Here is a 16,829-nt window from a genome sequence, read left to right as displayed (position 1 = left end):
GGGATCGAGAAAACCCGCGGGGTTCGCCCGGCGGGCGGACCGGGCGCTGAAAGCGCCGTGACGGACGTGTGTCGGGCGCCCGGACGGCACGCGTGGAATGCGGAAAAGCGTGTCGCCCGGGGCAGGGGCAGCGCGCCGAAGGCGCTGCCATGGAGGTTCAGAACGTGACGGCGATGCCGGCCATGCCGACGAACTGGCCGCGCGTCGTCGACGGCGTGAGCTGCTGCGAATCGCCGACGATTGGTGCCGCGTCGATGACGTGGCCGGCGCCTTGCGCACCGAGCGTCTGTCCGCTCGAATGCGTGTATGCCTGCAGGGCATACAGTGTCGTGCGCTTCGACAGGCTGTACGACTCCTTCAGCGAATACTGCTGGTAGCGGGCCGCACTGTCGATGCCGTTCGCCTTCGACGCGAGCGTGTATGCGAACGCGCCGGCCACCGAGAACGCCGGCGTGAAGCGGTACGCGGCGAGCGCGCCGTAGGTGTTGAACACGGCTGTGTCCGTGAACGCGGAGCCGTTGCCGGGCAGGTACTTCACGTTCGAATAATTGACGCCCATCGTCAGGTCGCCGAGCGTATAGTTGCCGGCTGCCGCGACCTGCTCGACGGCCTTCGCGGTCAGGTAGCCCTGGTTCAATACGGACACCGCGAAGCTGCCCGATGCGGCGGTCGCCGGATTCAGGAAGCCGGCCGTCGAGCCCGAGCTGTTGATGCGCAGGTAGCCGGCCGCGACGCCGATCGGCCCGTTCGCATAACGCAGCGCGGCGCTGAACGTGTTGCCCTTGCCGGTCGCGCCCGCAATGCCGCCGAATGCGTACATCGCGCTTGCGGTCAGCCCCGCGAAGGTCGGCGACGTATAGGTGACCGAGTTGTTCACGCGGATCGTCGTGTCGAGGCCGTCGATGTCGCCCGGATGCGCGCCCGTTGCGCCGGTCAGCCAGCTGCTCGACGCGTACGGGCCGACGAACAGGAAGTAGGGCGTGTACTGGCGGCCGGCCGTCATCGTGCCGTAATGATCGTTGCGCAGGCCGACGAACGCCTGGCGATTGAAGATCGTGCCGGCGGCGGATTGCGCGCCGGTGTTCAGGTTGAAGCCGGACTGCAGGTCGAAGATCGCATGCGTGCCGCCGCCGAGATCCTCGTCGCCGCGCAGCCCGAACTTCGACGCATACAGGTTGCCGTCGCGCATGTAGATGTTCGAGTGGCCCTGCTGGTTGTTCACGTACGCGAGCGAATCGTCGACGACGCCGTACAGCGTCACGCTGCTTTGCGCGTGGGCGGCGGTCGTGCCGAGCGACGCGGCCGATAAAATCAGGATTGCATAGCGGTTGACGGGTGCTTTCATCGTCGAATCTCCAGATCGCTTCATCTTTTCAAGGTGGAAGGGAGGCTCGGTCGCCTCCTCTGTGACGGGCGGCGGGCCGCATGAACGGCCCGCCTTGCCAGGGTTATGCGGTTCAGCTGTCGAATGCGACGACGAGGCGGCGCCATGCGCCATCCTGCGCATCGTGTTCGACGCGCGCGCCGCGCGCGGCGACCGGGCCTTGCAGCGACGCGGGCAGCAGAATCTCGACGCGATCGGCCGGGCGCGCCGGGCAGCCGTTCCAGCGCACCGATACGCCGAGCGCGCCCGACGCCTCGCGGCCGGTCTCGATGCGCCACAGCCCGTATTCGCCGTCGCGCCATGCTTCCGTCTCGCCGTCGTCCTCGACGCATTCGCCCTGTGCGACGCCGTCCTCGATGCGCGGCGCGACGAGGAAGCCGCGCGTGTCGGCACGCGCGCCGAAATGCTGTTCCGCGACGTTCAGCGGCAGCACGCGGCCCTCGCGCAGCAACATCACCGGCGTGTCGAACGGCGCGGGCAGCGTCACGCTCGTGCCGCCGTCGAACGACTGCGCGCTCGCGCAGCACATCCAGCGCGCGCCCGACGGCAGGTAGACGGTGCGCGCCGTCAGGCCGGGATCGACGACCGGGGCGACGAGCAGCGCGTCGCCGAGCATCATCTCGTCACATTCGTCGTAGCAGCGCGCATCGCCGGGGAAATCGGCGAAGGTCGGCCGCAGCACGGGCTCGTAGCGCGTCGTCGACAGCCACAGCAGGTGATAGAGGTAGGGCAGCAGCCGGTAGCGCTGCTTGATCAGCGACGCAATCTGCGCGGTGATCTCCGGGTACATCCACGGCTCGTTGACGGTGCCGTCGTCGTTCCACGAATGGATGCTGAAGCGCGGCATGAAGATGCCGAACTGCACCCAGCGCAGCAGCAGTTCCGGCGACGGTGCGGGCCCGGAGAAGCCGCCGATGTCGTGACCGATGTTCGACACGCCCGACAGCGCGAGCCCCAGGCCCATTTTCAGGTTGTAGCGCAAGGTTTCCCACGACGTGTAGTTGTCGCCGGACCAGGTCTGGACATAACGCTGCATGCCGGCGCCGCCGGAGCGCGACACCAGGTACGGCCGCTGCCCCGGCGCATGCGCGCGCTGCGCGTCGCGCGACGCGCGCATCATCAGCATCGTCTGCAGGACTTTCGCGTCGCGCGCGGGAAACGGCTGGCCGAAGCCGTGCGCGATCGCGTCGGGCGACCAGATCTCGTATTCGTTGTTGTCGTTCCAGGTCGACTCGATCCCGTATTCGAGCAGCGCCGACGTGACCTGCTCGCGCCACCAGCGGTACGCGTCAGGCTGCGTAAAGTCGAGATAGGCGCCGACCTCGTCCCAGAACTGCACCCACGCAGGCTCGCCGGACGCCGAGCGGATCAGCAGCCCGCGCTTTGCGGCGTCATCGAATGCGGGATGGTCGCGCAGCAGGCACGGCTTGATGTTCGCGCACAGGCGAATGCCGTGGTCGCGGTAATGCTTCACGAAGCCCTTCGCGTCGGGAAACTTGTCGCGGTTCCAGTTGAACACGTAGCGCTTCGCGCCGATCGACGTATAGCCCGACGACAGGTGGAACGAATCGCACAGGATGTCGTGCGTGTCGCACTGTTCGACGAACTGGTTCATCTGCTGCTGCGCGTCCGGCGCATCGGTATAGCTCATCGTCGAGCCCGAATAGCCGAGCCCCCATTTCGGCGTGCGCGCGGGGCGCCCGGTGAGCCACGTGAAGCGCCGCGCGGCCGCGAGCGGCGTGTCGGGCGATGCGATGAAGTAGTAGTCGAGATCGCCGTGCTCGGCGACGAAATAACGGTACGGGCCGTGATAGTTGTCGAGCTCGCGGCCCATGTCGAACGCGCAGTCCGACAGCGTGTCGTAGAACAGCCCGAACCCCTGGCATGCATCGGGCGACCACGTGATGTAAAACGGAATGTGCTTGTACAGCGGATCGGTGTGCTTCGCGCTGTAGCCCATCGCGTCGATGTTGCGCATCTCGAAGCGCGCGCCGGTGCGGTCGAGGTCGCCCGCGCGTTCGCCGAGGCCGAACACCTTGTCGCCCCGCTCGCGGGCGACGTAGTGATACGCGCGATCGTCCCACCAGCCGAAGTTGTACGCCTGCGTCGCGCGGTCGGCGAGTGCAACGCGCCACGTGCCGTCCGCGCCGCGCATCGACCACGTGCAATGGCCGCCTTGCCGGCGCACCACGACGCGGATCTGCGCGGTCTCGATGCGCACGCCGTCGTCGTCTTCGTCGAGCGTATAGGCGGGCAGGGCAAAGCCGTCGAGGTCGAGGCGGTCGCGCCCGTCGAGCGGCACGTCGTCGAGGCCCGGTGCGATCGACCAGGTGCGCGGGTTGCGCGCCGTCGCGTCGGGCAGCACGCGCACGCGCACGATGTCGTCCTCGAGCACGAAGATCTCGATGGTCGCGCCCGCGTCGGACGCGAGCAGCACACGGTTCGCGTGCCGGCCGGCGACGCGGAACACGGGCGGATGAAGAAGCGAAGTCATGAATGCGATTTCCTGTGAAAGCGAAGGTCAGGCGTGCCGTGCGAGCAGGCGTTCCTGCTTCGACTGCCCGCGGATCAGCACCGCGAGCAGCGTGACGCCGATGATGTCGAACAGGCCGAGGCATGCGAACAGCGGCGCATAGCCGATCTTGTCCGCGAGCGCGCCGACCAGCAGCGAGAAACCGAGCCCGCCGATCCACGCGGCCATCCCGGCGAAGCCGCTCGCGGTGCCGACTTCCTCGGAGTCGAACACGTCGGCCGACAGCGTGTTGACGAGCGCGGAGATCATCTGGTGCGCGAAGCCGCCGACGCAGAACAATGCGATGGCCGTGTACGGCGACGCCACGAGGCCGATCATCGCGGGCCCGAGCATCAGCACCGCGCCGAGCGCGACGCCGGCGACGCGCGACCACACGAGCGGCAGTTTGAAGCGGTTGGCGAGAAACGGCGACAGGTAGCCGCCCGCGATGCCGCCGGCGTCGGCCGCGAGAAACGGCATCCACGCGAAGATCGCGATCTGCGTGAGCGGCATGTGGCGCTCGGTCGCGAGGTACAGCGGAATCCAGAAGCTGAAGGTCTGCCACGCGGGCTCGGCGAAGAAGCGCGGCAGCGCGATGGCCCAGAAGCGCCGCGCGGTGACCACGTCGCGGATGCGGCGCTTCGACACCGGCGGCATCGTCGCCTGGCCGTCGCGGATCAGTGCGCGCTCCTGCGGCGTGATGCGCGGATGATCGGCCGGCGACCGGTACTGCGTGTACCAGAGCGCAGCCCACACGAAGCCGAGCGCGCCGGTGACCATGAATGCCGCCTGCCAGCCGAACCGCATCGAGATGAACACGACGAGCGGCGGCGCGATCGCGGCGCCGAGCGACGTGCCCGCGTTGAAGTAGCCGACCGCGACGGATTTTTCGCGATCGGGAAACCATTCGGCAACCGCCTTCATCCCCGACGGAATCGCGGCGGCTTCGAACAGGCCGAGAAAGCCGCGCAGGATGCCGAGCGACAGCCAGCCCGACGCGAAGCCGTGCGCAACGCCGACCACCGACCACAGCATCGCGAACAGCGCGAACCCGAGCCGCAGCCCGATCAGGTCGACGACGAAGCCGCACACGGGCTGCATGATCGTGTAACCGATCTGGAACGCGCCGACGATGTACGAATACTGCTGCGTCGAGATCGCGAACACCTGCTTCAGCTCGGGGGCGAGCACCGCGAGGGAATTCCGTGCGAGGTAATTGAGGATCGTGCCCAGACACACGAGCACGATGATCCACCAGCGCAACGCCTTGACTGTCTTCACTGCTGTCTCCTGTCGGGCAGGGCCGGCGCGCGGCGCCGGCCCGATCCATGACGACCATCCGTTCGGGATGGCCTGTTTCGCTTTATTTGTACGATGTCCGATCTTGATGGGCGCCAGTTTTCCCGGCTCGAGCCGGAATAGGGGTGTTCAAGCGAACATTTCGGCGTCGTCGAAGGCCAATGTTATCTGACGACTGATCATTTGCGAACATCCTATGTTCGAATTCGAATCGGGTCAACGTGAAAATGCATTCGAACGAACTTGGTCGGGGTTTTCCCCGACTCGCGAGGGCAGTCAGCAGGCGCGGCGCCGCACGGCGATCACGTGCCAAAGGCCCGTGCGGCGGGGCTGTGCGGGCGTCGGGCGATCGCAAGGCGTGGGATGGGGCGCGACAATCCGGATGAAAATTTATTTCTTTTCAGGATGGGAGTTGTGTAAATTCATTTTCATCATCCTTGCAACCACCCTTCGCATGACGCCTCTCGTTCTGCACGACGCCAGTCAAGACGAATCCGCGATTGCCGAGCGGATCGCGTCGGCGATGCCGTTGATGACGCCGATCCACCGGCGCATGGGGGAGTTCGTGCTCGCGAATCCGTTCCGCGCGGCGACGATGCGCATCGACGAACTCGCGCAGGCCGTGAACGCGTCGATCGCGACCGCGAACCGCTTCGCGAAGGCACTCGGTTTCGACGGCTATCCGGCGATGCGCGCGGCGCTGGTGCGTGGCTTCGAGGCGACGCTCGGGCCGGTCGAGCGGCTGCGTTCCGCGCAGGAGCAGGAGCCCGGCGTACGCGGCGCCGCGTGGATCGATGCGGTATTCGACCAGGCCGTCGCGAACATCGAGAACACCCGCGCGCAACTGGATGCGGCCGATGTCGAGGCCGCGGTCGAGGCGATCGTCGGCGCGCGTCGCGTGCTGATCCTCGGCGCGGGGTCGAGCGCGTTTCTCACCGGGCTGATGGAGCACGGGCTGTCCGTCTGCCATGACAACGTGCAGTCGCTCGCGCTGCTCGGCGGCCCGTCGCACGCGGCGCGGCGGCTGTATACGGCCGACTCGCGCGATCTCGTGATCGCGCTCGCGTTTCCGCGCTACGTGAAGGACACGATCGAACTCGCCCGTCGCGCGGCCGCACGCGGCGCACGCGTACTGGGTATTTCCGACGGCCCGCAATCGCCGCTTGCGCCGATCGCGTCGCTGAACCTGTACGTCAAGGCCGAACGGCGCTTCGCGGCCACGTCGGAAGCGGCCGTGCTCGCGATGATCGAGGCGCTGATAGACGCGGTCGCGCTGCGCACGCACCGGTCCGCGAAATCCGCGGCCGAGATGACCGAATTCCTGCTGCCGTGGCTCGTCCAGCCGCAAGCGACGCTGCCGGCCGCCAACCCTCCTTCTCACCGTCCGAAAAAAACATGACTTCATCCGCGATCGTTGCGATTCACGGCGGCGCAGGCACGATCCTGCGCGAGGCGATGGATTCCGACACCGAACGTCAATACCGTGCCGAACTGACCGCGATCCTGACGGCCGCGCAGCAGGTGCTGGCCGATGGCGGCAGCGCGCTCGACGCCGTCACCGTCGCGGTGCGGATGCTCGAGGACTGTCCGCTGTTCAACGCCGGGCGTGGCGCCGTCTATACGGCCGACGGCAAGCACGAACTCGACGCGGCGGTCATGGACGGCGCGACGCTCGGCGCCGGCGCGATCTGCTGCGCGACGCGCGTGCGCAATCCCGTGCTTGCCGCGCGGCGTGTAATGGAAGCGAGCGAGCACGTGCTGTTCGCGGGTGAGGGCGCCGATGCGTTCGCGGCCGCGCAGGGGCTCGAACTCGCGGAACCGGGCTACTTCGACACCGAGGCGCGTCACGCGCAGTGGCTCAAGGCGTGCGCAGCGGCGGGCACCATGCTCGACCACGACGCGGCGAGTCTCGCGTTCGGCAAATCGCGGCAGCAGCCGGCCGAACCGCTCGATCCGGACCGCAAGCACGGCACGGTCGGCGCGGTCGCGTGCGACCGGCACGGCCACATCGCGGCGGCGACGTCGACGGGCGGCATCACGAACAAGCAGCCGGGGCGTGTTGGCGATTCGCCGATCATCGGCGCGGGCTGCTATGCGGACGACGCAACCTGCGCGGTGTCGGCCACCGGCACCGGCGAGATGTTCATCCGGCTCGCGACCGCGCATGACGTGGCCGCGCAGATCGCATATCGCGGCGCATCGCTCGCCGATGCCGCGCACGACGTCGTGATGAACAAGCTGCCGCGCCTCGCGGGCCGCGGCGGGATCATCGCGGTCGACGCGCAGGGCAACGTCGCGATGCCGTTCAACACCGAAGGGATGTACCGCGGCTACGCGCGCGTCGGTGAAGCGCCGGTGGTCGGCATCTATCGCGACGACGACACGGCCTGATCGTAGACCGCACGAGGAGGAGAGCCACGATGACTTCGAGCCGTAACCCGTCCGGCCTGGTGCTGCCCGAGCAGCGCGTGGTGGCCGTCGACGACCTGTCGGTCACGTTCCGCCGCGAAGGCGCGACGTTCGACGCGGTGCGCAACGTGTCGTTTCACGTCGATCGCGGCGAGACGCTCGCGATCGTCGGCGAATCGGGTTCGGGCAAGTCGGTCACCTCGCTCGCGCTGATGCGGCTCGTCGAGCATGGCGGCGGCGCGATCACGAACGGCCGGATCGCGTTCCGCCGGCGCGGCGGTGCGCTCGTCGATCTTGCGCAGGCCAGCGGCGCGACGATGCGCGGCATTCGCGGCGCGGACATCGCGATGATCTTCCAGGAGCCGATGACGTCGCTGAACCCGGTGTTCACCGTCGGTGACCAGATCAGCGAGGCGATCGCGCTGCATCAGTCGAAAAACATGTCGGAAGCGCGCGCGGAGACGCTGCGGCTGCTCGAACTCGTGCGCATCCCGGAGGCGCGCCGCGTGTTCGCGCGCTATCCGCACCAGCTGTCGGGCGGGATGCGGCAGCGCGTGATGATCGCGATGGCGTTGTCGTGCCGGCCCTCGCTGCTGATCGCCGACGAGCCGACGACCGCGCTCGACGTGACGATCCAGGCGCAGATCCTGCAACTGGTGCGCGGGCTGCAGGACGAAATGAACATGGGCGTGATCTTCATCACGCACGACATGGGCGTGGTGGCCGAAGTGGCCGACCGCGTGCTCGTGATGTATCGCGGCGAGAAGGTCGAGGAGGGCGAATCGGAGCGCATCTTCGCCGCGCCCGAGCATCGCTACACGCGTGCGCTGCTCGCGGCCGTGCCGAAACTCGGCTCGATGCGGGGCACCGATGCGCCCGGGAAATTCCCGCTGCTGAAGGTGGAGGGCGCGAGCGCGGCAGCGCCGGCGGCGTCGCCCGCCACCGCCGCGAACGACGAGGCGCAGCCGCCTGTCGATCGGTCTGCGGCGCCGATCCTGCGCGTGCGCGATCTCGTGACGCGCTTCCCGGTGAAGAGCGGCGTGTTCGGCCGTGTGTCGCAATACGTGCATGCGGTCGAGCGCGTGAGCTTCGAACTGCGCGCGGGCGAGACGCTCGCGCTGGTCGGCGAATCGGGCTGCGGCAAGTCGACCACCGGCCGTTCGCTGCTGCGCCTCGTCGAATCGCAGAGCGGCTCGATCGAGTTCGACGGCCGCGACATCAGCGCGCTGAAGGGCCCGGACCTGCAGGCGCTGCGCCGCAACATCCAGTTCATCTTCCAGGATCCGTTCGCGTCGCTGAACCCGCGCCTGACGGTCGGCTTCTCGATCATGGAGCCGCTGCTCGTGCATGGCGTCGCGAGCGGCCGCGAAGCGCAGGCGCGCGTCGACTGGCTGCTCGACAAGGTCGGCCTGCCGCCGGAGGCCGCGCGCCGCTATCCGCATGAATTCTCGGGTGGCCAGCGCCAGCGGATCGCGATCGCGCGTGCGCTCGCGCTGAACCCGAAGGTCGTGATCGCCGACGAATCGGTGTCGGCACTCGACGTGTCGGTGCAGGCGCAGATCGTCAACCTGATGCTCGACCTGCAGCGCGAGCTCGGCGTCGCGTACCTGTTCATCTCGCACGACATGGCCGTGGTCGAGCGCATCAGCCATCGCGTCGCGGTGATGTATCTCGGCCAGATCGTCGAGATCGGCCCGCGCCGCGCGGTCTTCGAGGCGCCGCAACATCCGTATACGAAGAAGCTGATGAGCGCTGTGCCGGTGGCCGACCCCGCGCGCCGGCATGCGCCGCGCCAGCTTGCGGCGGACGAGATTCCGAGCCCGATCCGCGCGGTCGGCGACGAGCCGGTCGTCGCGCCGCTCGTCGCGGTCGGCCCCGATCATTACGTCGCGACGCACCGCGTTGGCGGCGCGTACTGAAGGCATGCATCGCCACGCCGATGCGCGAGCTTGCAGGAAGTCGAAACCGAAACGCCCGTGAGGCGTCACCGATTCACCGATAGGAGCCCAGCAACATGACCAAGCAGCATTCGTTCCCGATGTTTCGTCCGCGCGCGTGTTTCGTTGCGCTCGCCGGCGCGTTCGCGCTGTCGGCCGCAGTGCCGGCGTTCGCGCAGCAGACCGCGGTGATGGCGGTGGATTCGACGTTCACGACGATGGATCCGTACGACGCGAACGACACGGTGTCGCAGGCCGTCGTCAAGTCGTTCTACCAGGGGCTGTTCGGCTTCGACAAGGACATGAAGCTCGTCAACGTGCTGGCGACTAGCTACGACGCGAGCCCCGATGCGAAGGTCTACACGATCAAGCTGCGCCAGGGCGTGAAGTTCCACGACGGCACCGATTTCAACGCGGCGGCCGTGAAGGCGAACTTCGACCGCGTGACCGATCCCGCGAACCACCTGAAGCGCTACAACATGTTCCGCGTGATCGAGAAGACCGAAGTGGTCGATCCGTACACGGTGAAGATCACGCTGCGCGAGCCGTTCTCGGCGCTGATCAACACGCTTGCGCACCCGTCGGCCGTGATGATCTCGCCGGCTGCGCTGAAGAAGTGGGGCCGCGACATCGCGCTGCATCCGGTCGGCACGGGCCCGTTCGAGTTCGTCGAATGGAAGCAGACCGACGACCTGAAGGTGAAGAAGTTCGCCGGCTACTGGAAGAAGGGCTATCCGAAGATCGACGCGATCGACTGGAAGCCGGTGGTCGACAACAACACGCGCGCCGCGCTGATCAAGACGGGCGAAGCCGATTTCGCGTTCCGCATCCCGTTCGAGCAGGCGGTCGACCTGAAGGGCAACCCGAAGGTCGACATCGTGGAGCGGCCGTCGATCGTGCAGCGCTACGTGTCGCTGAACATGCTGCAGAAGCCGTTCGACAATCCGAAGGTGCGGCAGGCGCTGAACTACGCGGTGAACAAGGAGGCGCTCGCGAAGGTCGCTTTCTCCGGCTTCGCGACGCCGTCGACCGGCGTGGTGCCGCAGGGTGTCGACTACGCGACGAAGCTGGGCCCGTGGCCGTACGACCCGGCGAAGGCGCGCGCGCTGCTGAAGGAAGCCGGCTATCCGAACGGCTTCGAGACGACGCTGTGGTCCGCCTATAACAACTCGACGTCGCAGAAGGCGATCCAGTTCGTGCAGCAGCAGCTCGCGCAGGTCGGCGTGAAGGTGCAGGTGCAGGCGCTGGAAGCCGGCGAGCGCGTCGCGAAGGTCGAGAGCGCGCCGGATCCGGCGAAGGCGCCGGTGCGGATGTACTACATCGGCTGGTCGTCGTCGACGGGTGAAGCGAACTGGGCGATCACGCCGCTGCTCGCCGGCGCGTCGGCGCCGCCGAAGCTCGTCAACACCGCGTACTACAAGAACGACACGGTCGACGGCGACCTGACGAAGGCGCTCGAGACGGTCGATCGCGCGAAGAAGACCGACCTCTACGCGGATGCGCAGAAGCAGATCTGGACCGATGCGCCGTGGATCTTCCTCGTGCAGGAGAAGATCGTGTATGCACGCAGCAAGCGGTTGCAGGGCGCATACGTGATGCCGGACGGCTCGTTCAATTTCGACGAAATCTCGCTGAAATGACAGTGGTGATGACGGCGGTTCGTCCGCCATGCGGTGCCGGCGGCGCAAGCCGCCGGCACGCTGATTCGATCGGTGCCCCATGCTGAATTTTCTCGTCAAACGCCTGTTCGGCCTGCTGCCCACGCTCGCGATCGTCGCGGTGCTGGTGTTCCTGTTCGTCCACCTGCTGCCGGGCGATCCGGCGCGGCTCGCGGCCGGCCCCGAAGCCGACGACGCGACGGTCGCGCTGGTGCGTGCCGATCTCGGGCTCGACCGGCCGCTGCCCGCGCAGTTCATGACCTTCTTCACGAAGATCGCGCACGGCGACTTCGGCATGTCGACGCGCAGCAAGCGGCCGGTCTCGACCGAGATCGGCGAACGCTTCATGCCGACGCTGATGCTGACGCTCGTCAGCATGGTGTGGGCGACGGCGTTCGGGATGGCGATCGGGATCGCGTCGGCGGTGTGGCGCAACCGCTGGCCGGACCGCCTCGGCATGACGCTGGCGGTGTCGGGCATCTCGTTTCCCGCGTTCGCGCTCGGCATGCTGCTGATGGAAATCTTCTCGGTGAAGCTCGGCTGGCTGCCGGTCGTGCCGGACGGCTCGTGGAAAAGCTACGTGCTGCCGTCGCTGACGCTCGGCGCCGCGGTCGCGGCCGTGATGGCGCGCTTCACGCGTGCGTCGTTCGTCGAGGTGCTGAACGAGGATTTCGTGCGCACCGCGCGCGCGAAGGGCGTGCACGAGCCGATGGTGGTGCTCAAGCACTGCCTGCGCAACGCGATGATCCCGGTCGTCACGATGATGGGGCTGCAGTTCGGCTTCCTGCTCGGCGGCTCGATCGTCGTCGAGGTCGTGTTCAACTGGCCGGGGCTCGGGCGCCTGCTCGTCGACGCGGTGACGATGCGCGACTACCCCGTGATCCAGGCGATCGTGCTGCTGTTTTCGCTCGAGTTCATCCTGATCAACCTGACCGTCGACGTGCTGTACGCGGTCATCAACCCGACCATCCGGTTCAAGTGAGGCGCGCATGAACGCGACAGTCCAGACCGCGGCGCCGGCCGCATCGACCGCGATCCGCACGCCGTGGCGCGAATTCTGGCGCAAGTTCCGCAAGCAGACCGTTGCGCTCGTCGCGGGCGGCTTCGTGCTGGCGCTCGTCGTGCTGGCGTTCGTCGGCCCGCACATCGTGCCGTTCGATCCGGAGAACTATTTCGACTACGACGCGCTGAATGCGGGGCCGTCGGCCGTGCACTGGTTCGGCGTCGATTCGCTCGGCCGCGACATCTTCAGCCGGATCGTCGCCGGCACGCGCATCTCGCTCGCGGCCGGCTTCTTCTCGGTCGCGCTCGGCGCGGTGATCGGCACGTTCTTCGGGCTGCTCGCCGGTTACTACGAAGGCTGGTGGGACCGCATCACGATGCGTGTGGCCGACGTGCTGTTCGCGTTCCCGGGCATCCTGCTCGCGATCGGCGTGGTCGCGATCCTCGGCAACGGGATGGTCAACGTGATCTGCGCGGTCGCGATCTTCAGCATCCCGGCGTTCGCACGGCTGGTGCGCGGCAACACGCTGATGCTCAAGCACATGACCTATGTCGAAGCCGCGCGCAGCATCGGCGCGTCGGACTGGACGATCATCATGCGGCACATCCTGCCGGGGACCGTGTCGTCGGTCGTCGTCTACTTCACGATGCGGATCGGCACGTCGATCATCACGGCCGCGAGCCTGTCGTTCCTCGGGCTCGGCGCGCAGCCGCCGACGCCGGAGTGGGGCGCGATGCTCAACGAGGCGCGTGCGGACATGGTGACGGCGCCGCACATCGCGATCTTCCCGAGCCTCGCGATCTTCCTGACCGTGCTCGCGTTCAACCTGCTCGGCGACGGGTTGCGCGACGCGCTCGATCCGAAGCTGGAGCGCCGTTGATGCGCAATTCACCGATGTGGACGGCGACGCTGCCGGCCGGGCCGCGCGGCACGATCGCCGACGTGGCGGGCGTGACGGTAGGCCATTGCACGCTCGATGCCGGCAACGTGCAGACGGGCGTGACCGTCGTGAAGCCGCATCCGGGCGACGTGTACCGCTGCAAGGTGCCGGCGGGGGTTGCCGTGATCAATGGGTTCGGCAAGAGTGTCGGGCTCGTGCAGGTCGAGGAACTCGGCATGCTCGATACGCCGATCGCGCTGACCAATACGTTCGGCGTCGGCGCGGTCGCGCAGGCGCAGATTCGCGCGGCGATCGCGGCGAATCCGCAGATCGGCCGCGACTGGTCGACCGTCAACCCGCTGGTGTTCGAGTGCAACGACGGCTATCTGAACGATATCCAGGCGTTCGCGGTCACGGCCGCGCATTACGACGACGCGTGCCGCACGGCGTCGCGTGACGTCGCACGCGGCGCGGTGGGTGCCGGGCGCGGGATGTCGAGCTTCGACCTGAAGGGCGGGCTCGGTTCGGCATCGCGCGTCGCCGTCGCGGCCGGGCGGCCTTATACGGTCGGCGCGCTCGTGCTCGCGAATTTCGGCCGGCTGCCGATGCTGACGCTCGGCGGCGTGCCGCTCGGGCGCATCGTCGCGCAACGGCGTGCGGTCGAGGCTGCGCACGCGGCACCGCCCGAGCAGGGCTCGATCATCCTGTTGCTGGCCACCGATGCGCCGCTCGATGCGCGGCAACTATCGCGGCTCGCGCGCCGCGCGGGCGCCGGGTTGGCTCGCACGGGCTCGGTTTACGGGCACGGCAGCGGCGACATCGCGCTCGCCTTCTCCACCGCTTACACGATCGCGCACGACGCGTCGACGGTCGCGCTGCCGGCCCTCGTCGCCGATGCGGCGCTCGATCCGCTGTTCATGGCCGCGGCCGAAAGCGTCGAGCACGCCATCGCCGATGCATTGCTGCAGGCCGTGACGGTCGCCGGGCGCGACGGCCACGTGCGGCAATCGCTGCGCGACGCGGTGCCCGATCTCGACTCTCTGCTCAACGCACACCGTCCCAACCATTCATGAAGATCCTGATTTCGACCGACATCGAGGGCGTCGCCGGCGTGTTCGCCACCGAGCAGACGCGCGCCGGCAATCCGGAATACGAGCGTGCGCGTCGCTGGATGACCGCCGAGGCGAACGCGGCGATCGAAGGCGCGTTCATGGGCGGTGCGCAGGCGGTGTGGGTCAACGATTCGCATGGCGGCTTCCGCAACCTGCTGCCCGACGGGCTCGATGCGCGTGCGCGTGTCGTGCTCGGCAAGCCGCGCACGCTCGGGATGATGGCGGGCCTCGAACAGCAGCCCGACCTCGTGTTCATGATCGGCTATCACGCGAAATCGCAGACGCGCGGCGTACTCGCGCACACGATCAACAGCTTTGCGTTCACGCAGGTATGGCTGAACGGCGTCGAACTCGGCGAAGCCGGGCTGTACGGCGCGCTGGCGCGGGAATACGGCGCGCACGTCGCGCTGGCCACGGGCGACGACGTATTCGCCGAGGAAACGCAGCCGCTGTTTCCGGATGCGCATTTCGAGACGGTCAAGACGGCCGGCGGCGCATCGAGCGGCGATACGCTCACGCCCGCCGCGTCGTGTGCGCGGATCGCGACGGCTGCGCGCGAAGCGGTCGCGCACGCGCTGTCGGCAGGTGTGCGCGCCGGCGCCCATCGGCCCGCGCCGGCCGCTTGCACGCTGCGCGTGCAGACGGCGGCGCTGGCCGACCTGTTCTGCGTGCTGCCGTCGCTGGCGCGCGTCGATGCAGTGACGCTGCGCTTCGACGGGCCTTCGGTCGAGCACGCGGTGCGCACGCTGAACAGTCTGTCGGCGATGTCGTTCATGCTGCGGTGATGCGGGTCAACGCCATGCTGCCTGCGCGCCGTGCGTCGTCAGTGGTCGCTGGCAGGGCGCGCGTTCGCGGCGAGCAGGAACGCTTCCATCGCCGCGACCAGCGCGAGCGGCGTCTCGTTCATCGGGTAGTGGCCCGCATTGCGCAGCACGTCGACGGTGGCGAGCGGATAGCGCCGCAGATAGGTGCGGGCCATCAGCGCCGCGTCGAACGCCGGATCGTGCTCGCCGATCAGCACTTTCACCGGATGGATGCCGGCGATCTCGTCGCTGAAATCCGTGTCGGCCCACGCGCTGAAGTACGCGCCGAACGCCGTCGGCGACGAACGGGCTGCCGAATACGCGGCTTTCCACTCGACCCAGGCGGCGGGCAGCCGGCCGCCGGTGCTGCGATCGATGATGGTCCGGCGATCGGCGACGTGGTTGGCGGCGCGTTCGAATAGCGCGCGCTTCTCCGCGTCGAACGGCAGGCCGCCGCACGGCACGGGCGTGATCGGCACCAGCGCGCGCACGCGCCCGGGCGCGATGACGGCGATTTTCTCGGCCGCCATCGCGCCCATCGAGTGACCGACGACGCTGAAGGTCGCGAAATCGAGCGCGTCGGCCAGCGCGAGCGCGTCGGCAGCGATCTCGTCGATCGTGTAGCGGCCCGCCGAGTCGCGCATGTGGCCGTAACCTCGGTAGTCCATGAATACATAGCTGAAGTGGTCACGCGACAGCCATGCTTCGACGGGTTCGAACGCATGGGCGTCGCCGAACCAGCCGGGCAGTACAAGAACAGGGTGGGGGCCGCTCCCCACGCGATGAAACGTATTCGGCATGTCCGCTCCGATGCAGTAAACCGGCCGATCAGGCCGACGGGTCTTGCGGCCGTCAGGTCGCGCAAGGGTGGAGCGGATCGTAAATCGCGCGAAGGAGACCCGCCTTCGATATCGGGTCATTGATGATGGAATTCGGGCCGTGAGAAATACGTTGCTAGATCCCTACGAAAACATTCCCCGGAGCGTGGTCGTGACCGCCAACGACTATGCGGCGGGCACGACGTTTCCGGAGCACGCGCACGGGCGCGGGCAATTCGCGTTCGCGTCGCGCGGCACGATCAGCGTGTCGACGCCGCACGGGCGCTGGCTGGTGCCGCCGCAGCGCGCGTGTTGGGTGCCGGCCAGCGTGCGACACGAAATGACGATGACCGGGCCGGTCACGATGCTCAACACGTTCGTGTCGGTCGACGCTGCGCAGGAGGCGGGCCTGCCCGAACAGTGCGGTGTCTATGGCGTGTCCGCGCTGCTGCGGCAACTGATCGACGATGCGATCGACCTGCCGGCCCTGTACGACGTCGACGGGCGCGCGGGCAAGCTGATGGCGCTGCTGGTCGCGGAAATCGCGACGATGCCGCGCCTGTCGCTGCATGCGCCGCTGCCGGCCGACGCACGGCTGGCGAAGGTGTGCCGGCATCTGTTCGCGTCGCCGTCGATCGCGGCCGATCTCGACCAGGTGGCCGCCGATGCAGGCGTGAGCCGTCGCACGTTCACGCGGCAGTTTCGTGCGCAGACGGGTGTGAGTTTTGCCGCATGGCGCCAGCAGGTGTGCATGCTCGCGGCGATCGCGCGCTTGAGCGACGGGCAGCCGGTGACGCGCGTCGCGCTCGATCTCGGGTACGCGAGCGCCAGCGCGTTCACGTCGGCGTTTCGCCGCATTCTGGGCGATACGCCAAGCCGCTATCTGGAGATTCGGCGCTAACCGGAGGGAGTCGGCGCACGCCAGGCCGGTGCGCCGGCTGCCGCAAAAAATACGCGCCTGCCAACTTCGGTCAGACGCGTTTAAAGGCACTCGGTCAGAAAAAATGCGCGTCC

13 protein-coding genes are annotated in these 16,829 nt (G+C 67.8%); 9 read left to right on the top strand and 4 right to left on the bottom strand.

Going from position 1 to position 16,829, the window contains the following annotated elements; all coding sequences use genetic code 11:
• Positions 1-157: 157 nt before the first annotated feature.
• The 3 genes from HWX36_RS01570 to HWX36_RS01560 form a co-directional block, all read right to left on the bottom strand.
• Positions 158-1,345 carry a porin gene (locus HWX36_RS01570; protein WP_175950528.1) on the bottom strand — a complete coding sequence of 396 codons (1,188 nt, stop codon included), beginning with the start codon at positions 1,343-1,345 and terminating at the stop codon, positions 158-160.
• Between the two features lie 112 nt (positions 1,346-1,457).
• Positions 1,458-3,878 (bottom strand): glycoside hydrolase family 31 protein, encoded by a 2,421-nt coding sequence (locus tag HWX36_RS01565; RefSeq protein WP_175950527.1) that lies wholly within the window; start codon positions 3,876-3,878, stop codon positions 1,458-1,460.
• 27 nt (positions 3,879-3,905) lie between these two features.
• The gene (locus tag HWX36_RS01560; RefSeq protein ID WP_175950526.1) at positions 3,906-5,177 is read right to left on the bottom strand and encodes an MFS transporter; all 1,272 of its coding nucleotides are present in this window, start codon (positions 5,175-5,177) and stop codon (positions 3,906-3,908) included.
• 472 nt (positions 5,178-5,649) lie between these two features.
• Between HWX36_RS01560 and HWX36_RS01555 the strand changes: the two genes are divergently transcribed.
• From HWX36_RS01555 to HWX36_RS01520, 8 genes are all read left to right on the top strand, one after another.
• Positions 5,650-6,594, top strand: coding sequence for a MurR/RpiR family transcriptional regulator (locus tag HWX36_RS01555; RefSeq protein WP_175950525.1), 945 nt, complete (start codon positions 5,650-5,652; stop codon positions 6,592-6,594).
• Complete coding sequence (locus tag HWX36_RS01550) at positions 6,591-7,586, top strand: isoaspartyl peptidase/L-asparaginase (RefSeq protein ID WP_175950524.1); 996 nt, start codon at positions 6,591-6,593, stop codon at positions 7,584-7,586. The genes HWX36_RS01555 and HWX36_RS01550 overlap by 4 nt, the downstream gene beginning before the upstream one ends.
• Before the next feature lie 29 nt (positions 7,587-7,615).
• Positions 7,616-9,523, top strand: coding sequence for a dipeptide ABC transporter ATP-binding protein (locus HWX36_RS01545; protein ID WP_175950523.1), 1,908 nt, complete (start codon positions 7,616-7,618; stop codon positions 9,521-9,523).
• A 95-nt stretch (positions 9,524-9,618) separates the two neighbouring features.
• Positions 9,619-11,181 (top strand): glutathione ABC transporter substrate-binding protein GsiB, encoded by a 1,563-nt coding sequence (gsiB, locus tag HWX36_RS01540; RefSeq protein WP_175950522.1) that lies wholly within the window; start codon positions 9,619-9,621, stop codon positions 11,179-11,181.
• A 79-nt stretch (positions 11,182-11,260) separates the two neighbouring features.
• A complete protein-coding gene (gsiC, locus tag HWX36_RS01535) occupies positions 11,261-12,181 on the top strand; it encodes a glutathione ABC transporter permease GsiC (protein WP_175950521.1) in 921 nt (306 codons plus the stop codon).
• Between the two features lie 7 nt (positions 12,182-12,188).
• The gene (gsiD, locus tag HWX36_RS01530; protein ID WP_175950520.1) at positions 12,189-13,082 is read left to right on the top strand and encodes a glutathione ABC transporter permease GsiD; all 894 of its coding nucleotides are present in this window, start codon (positions 12,189-12,191) and stop codon (positions 13,080-13,082) included.
• Entirely contained in the window at positions 13,082-14,155 is a 1,074-nt protein-coding gene (locus tag HWX36_RS01525) for a P1 family peptidase (protein WP_175950519.1), read from the top strand. The genes gsiD and HWX36_RS01525 overlap by 1 nt, the downstream gene beginning before the upstream one ends.
• Positions 14,152-14,979 (top strand): M55 family metallopeptidase, encoded by an 828-nt coding sequence (locus HWX36_RS01520; RefSeq protein WP_175950518.1) that lies wholly within the window; start codon positions 14,152-14,154, stop codon positions 14,977-14,979. The genes HWX36_RS01525 and HWX36_RS01520 overlap by 4 nt, the downstream gene beginning before the upstream one ends.
• A 38-nt stretch (positions 14,980-15,017) precedes the next feature.
• On the opposite strand, the gene HWX36_RS01515 is transcribed toward HWX36_RS01520, so the two are convergent.
• A complete protein-coding gene (locus HWX36_RS01515; protein WP_175950517.1) occupies positions 15,018-15,797 on the bottom strand; it encodes an alpha/beta hydrolase in 780 nt (259 codons plus the stop codon).
• Positions 15,798-15,936: 139 nt separating this feature from the next.
• Between HWX36_RS01515 and HWX36_RS01510 the strand changes: the two genes are divergently transcribed.
• Positions 15,937-16,716 carry a helix-turn-helix transcriptional regulator gene (locus tag HWX36_RS01510; RefSeq protein ID WP_175950516.1) on the top strand — a complete coding sequence of 260 codons (780 nt, stop codon included), beginning with the start codon at positions 15,937-15,939 and terminating at the stop codon, positions 16,714-16,716.
• The last annotated feature ends 113 nt before the right edge of the window (positions 16,717-16,829 follow it).

This window comes from Burkholderia sp. BCC0405 (assembly GCF_902833075.1).
GTDB lineage: Bacteria > Pseudomonadota > Gammaproteobacteria > Burkholderiales > Burkholderiaceae > Burkholderia.
This window is presented reverse-complemented; position numbering and strand designations above follow the sequence as displayed.

Coding starts and splice junctions, on each gene's coding strand:
- HWX36_RS01545 (WP_175950523.1), top strand. CDS start 7,616: ATGACTTCGAGCCGTAACCCGTCCGGCCTGGTGCTGCCCGAGCAGCGC.
- HWX36_RS01555 (WP_175950525.1), top strand. CDS start 5,650: ATGACGCCTCTCGTTCTGCACGACGCCAGTCAAGACGAATCCGCGATT.
- HWX36_RS01525 (WP_175950519.1), top strand. CDS start 13,082: ATGCGCAATTCACCGATGTGGACGGCGACGCTGCCGGCCGGGCCGCGC.
- gsiB (WP_175950522.1), top strand. CDS start 9,619: ATGACCAAGCAGCATTCGTTCCCGATGTTTCGTCCGCGCGCGTGTTTC.
- HWX36_RS01570 (WP_175950528.1), bottom strand. CDS start 1,345: ATGAAAGCACCCGTCAACCGCTATGCAATCCTGATTTTATCGGCCGCG.
- HWX36_RS01515 (WP_175950517.1), bottom strand. CDS start 15,797: ATGCCGAATACGTTTCATCGCGTGGGGAGCGGCCCCCACCCTGTTCTT.
- HWX36_RS01520 (WP_175950518.1), top strand. CDS start 14,152: ATGAAGATCCTGATTTCGACCGACATCGAGGGCGTCGCCGGCGTGTTC.
- HWX36_RS01550 (WP_175950524.1), top strand. CDS start 6,591: ATGACTTCATCCGCGATCGTTGCGATTCACGGCGGCGCAGGCACGATC.
- gsiD (WP_175950520.1), top strand. CDS start 12,189: ATGAACGCGACAGTCCAGACCGCGGCGCCGGCCGCATCGACCGCGATC.
- gsiC (WP_175950521.1), top strand. CDS start 11,261: ATGCTGAATTTTCTCGTCAAACGCCTGTTCGGCCTGCTGCCCACGCTC.
- HWX36_RS01565 (WP_175950527.1), bottom strand. CDS start 3,878: ATGACTTCGCTTCTTCATCCGCCCGTGTTCCGCGTCGCCGGCCGGCAC.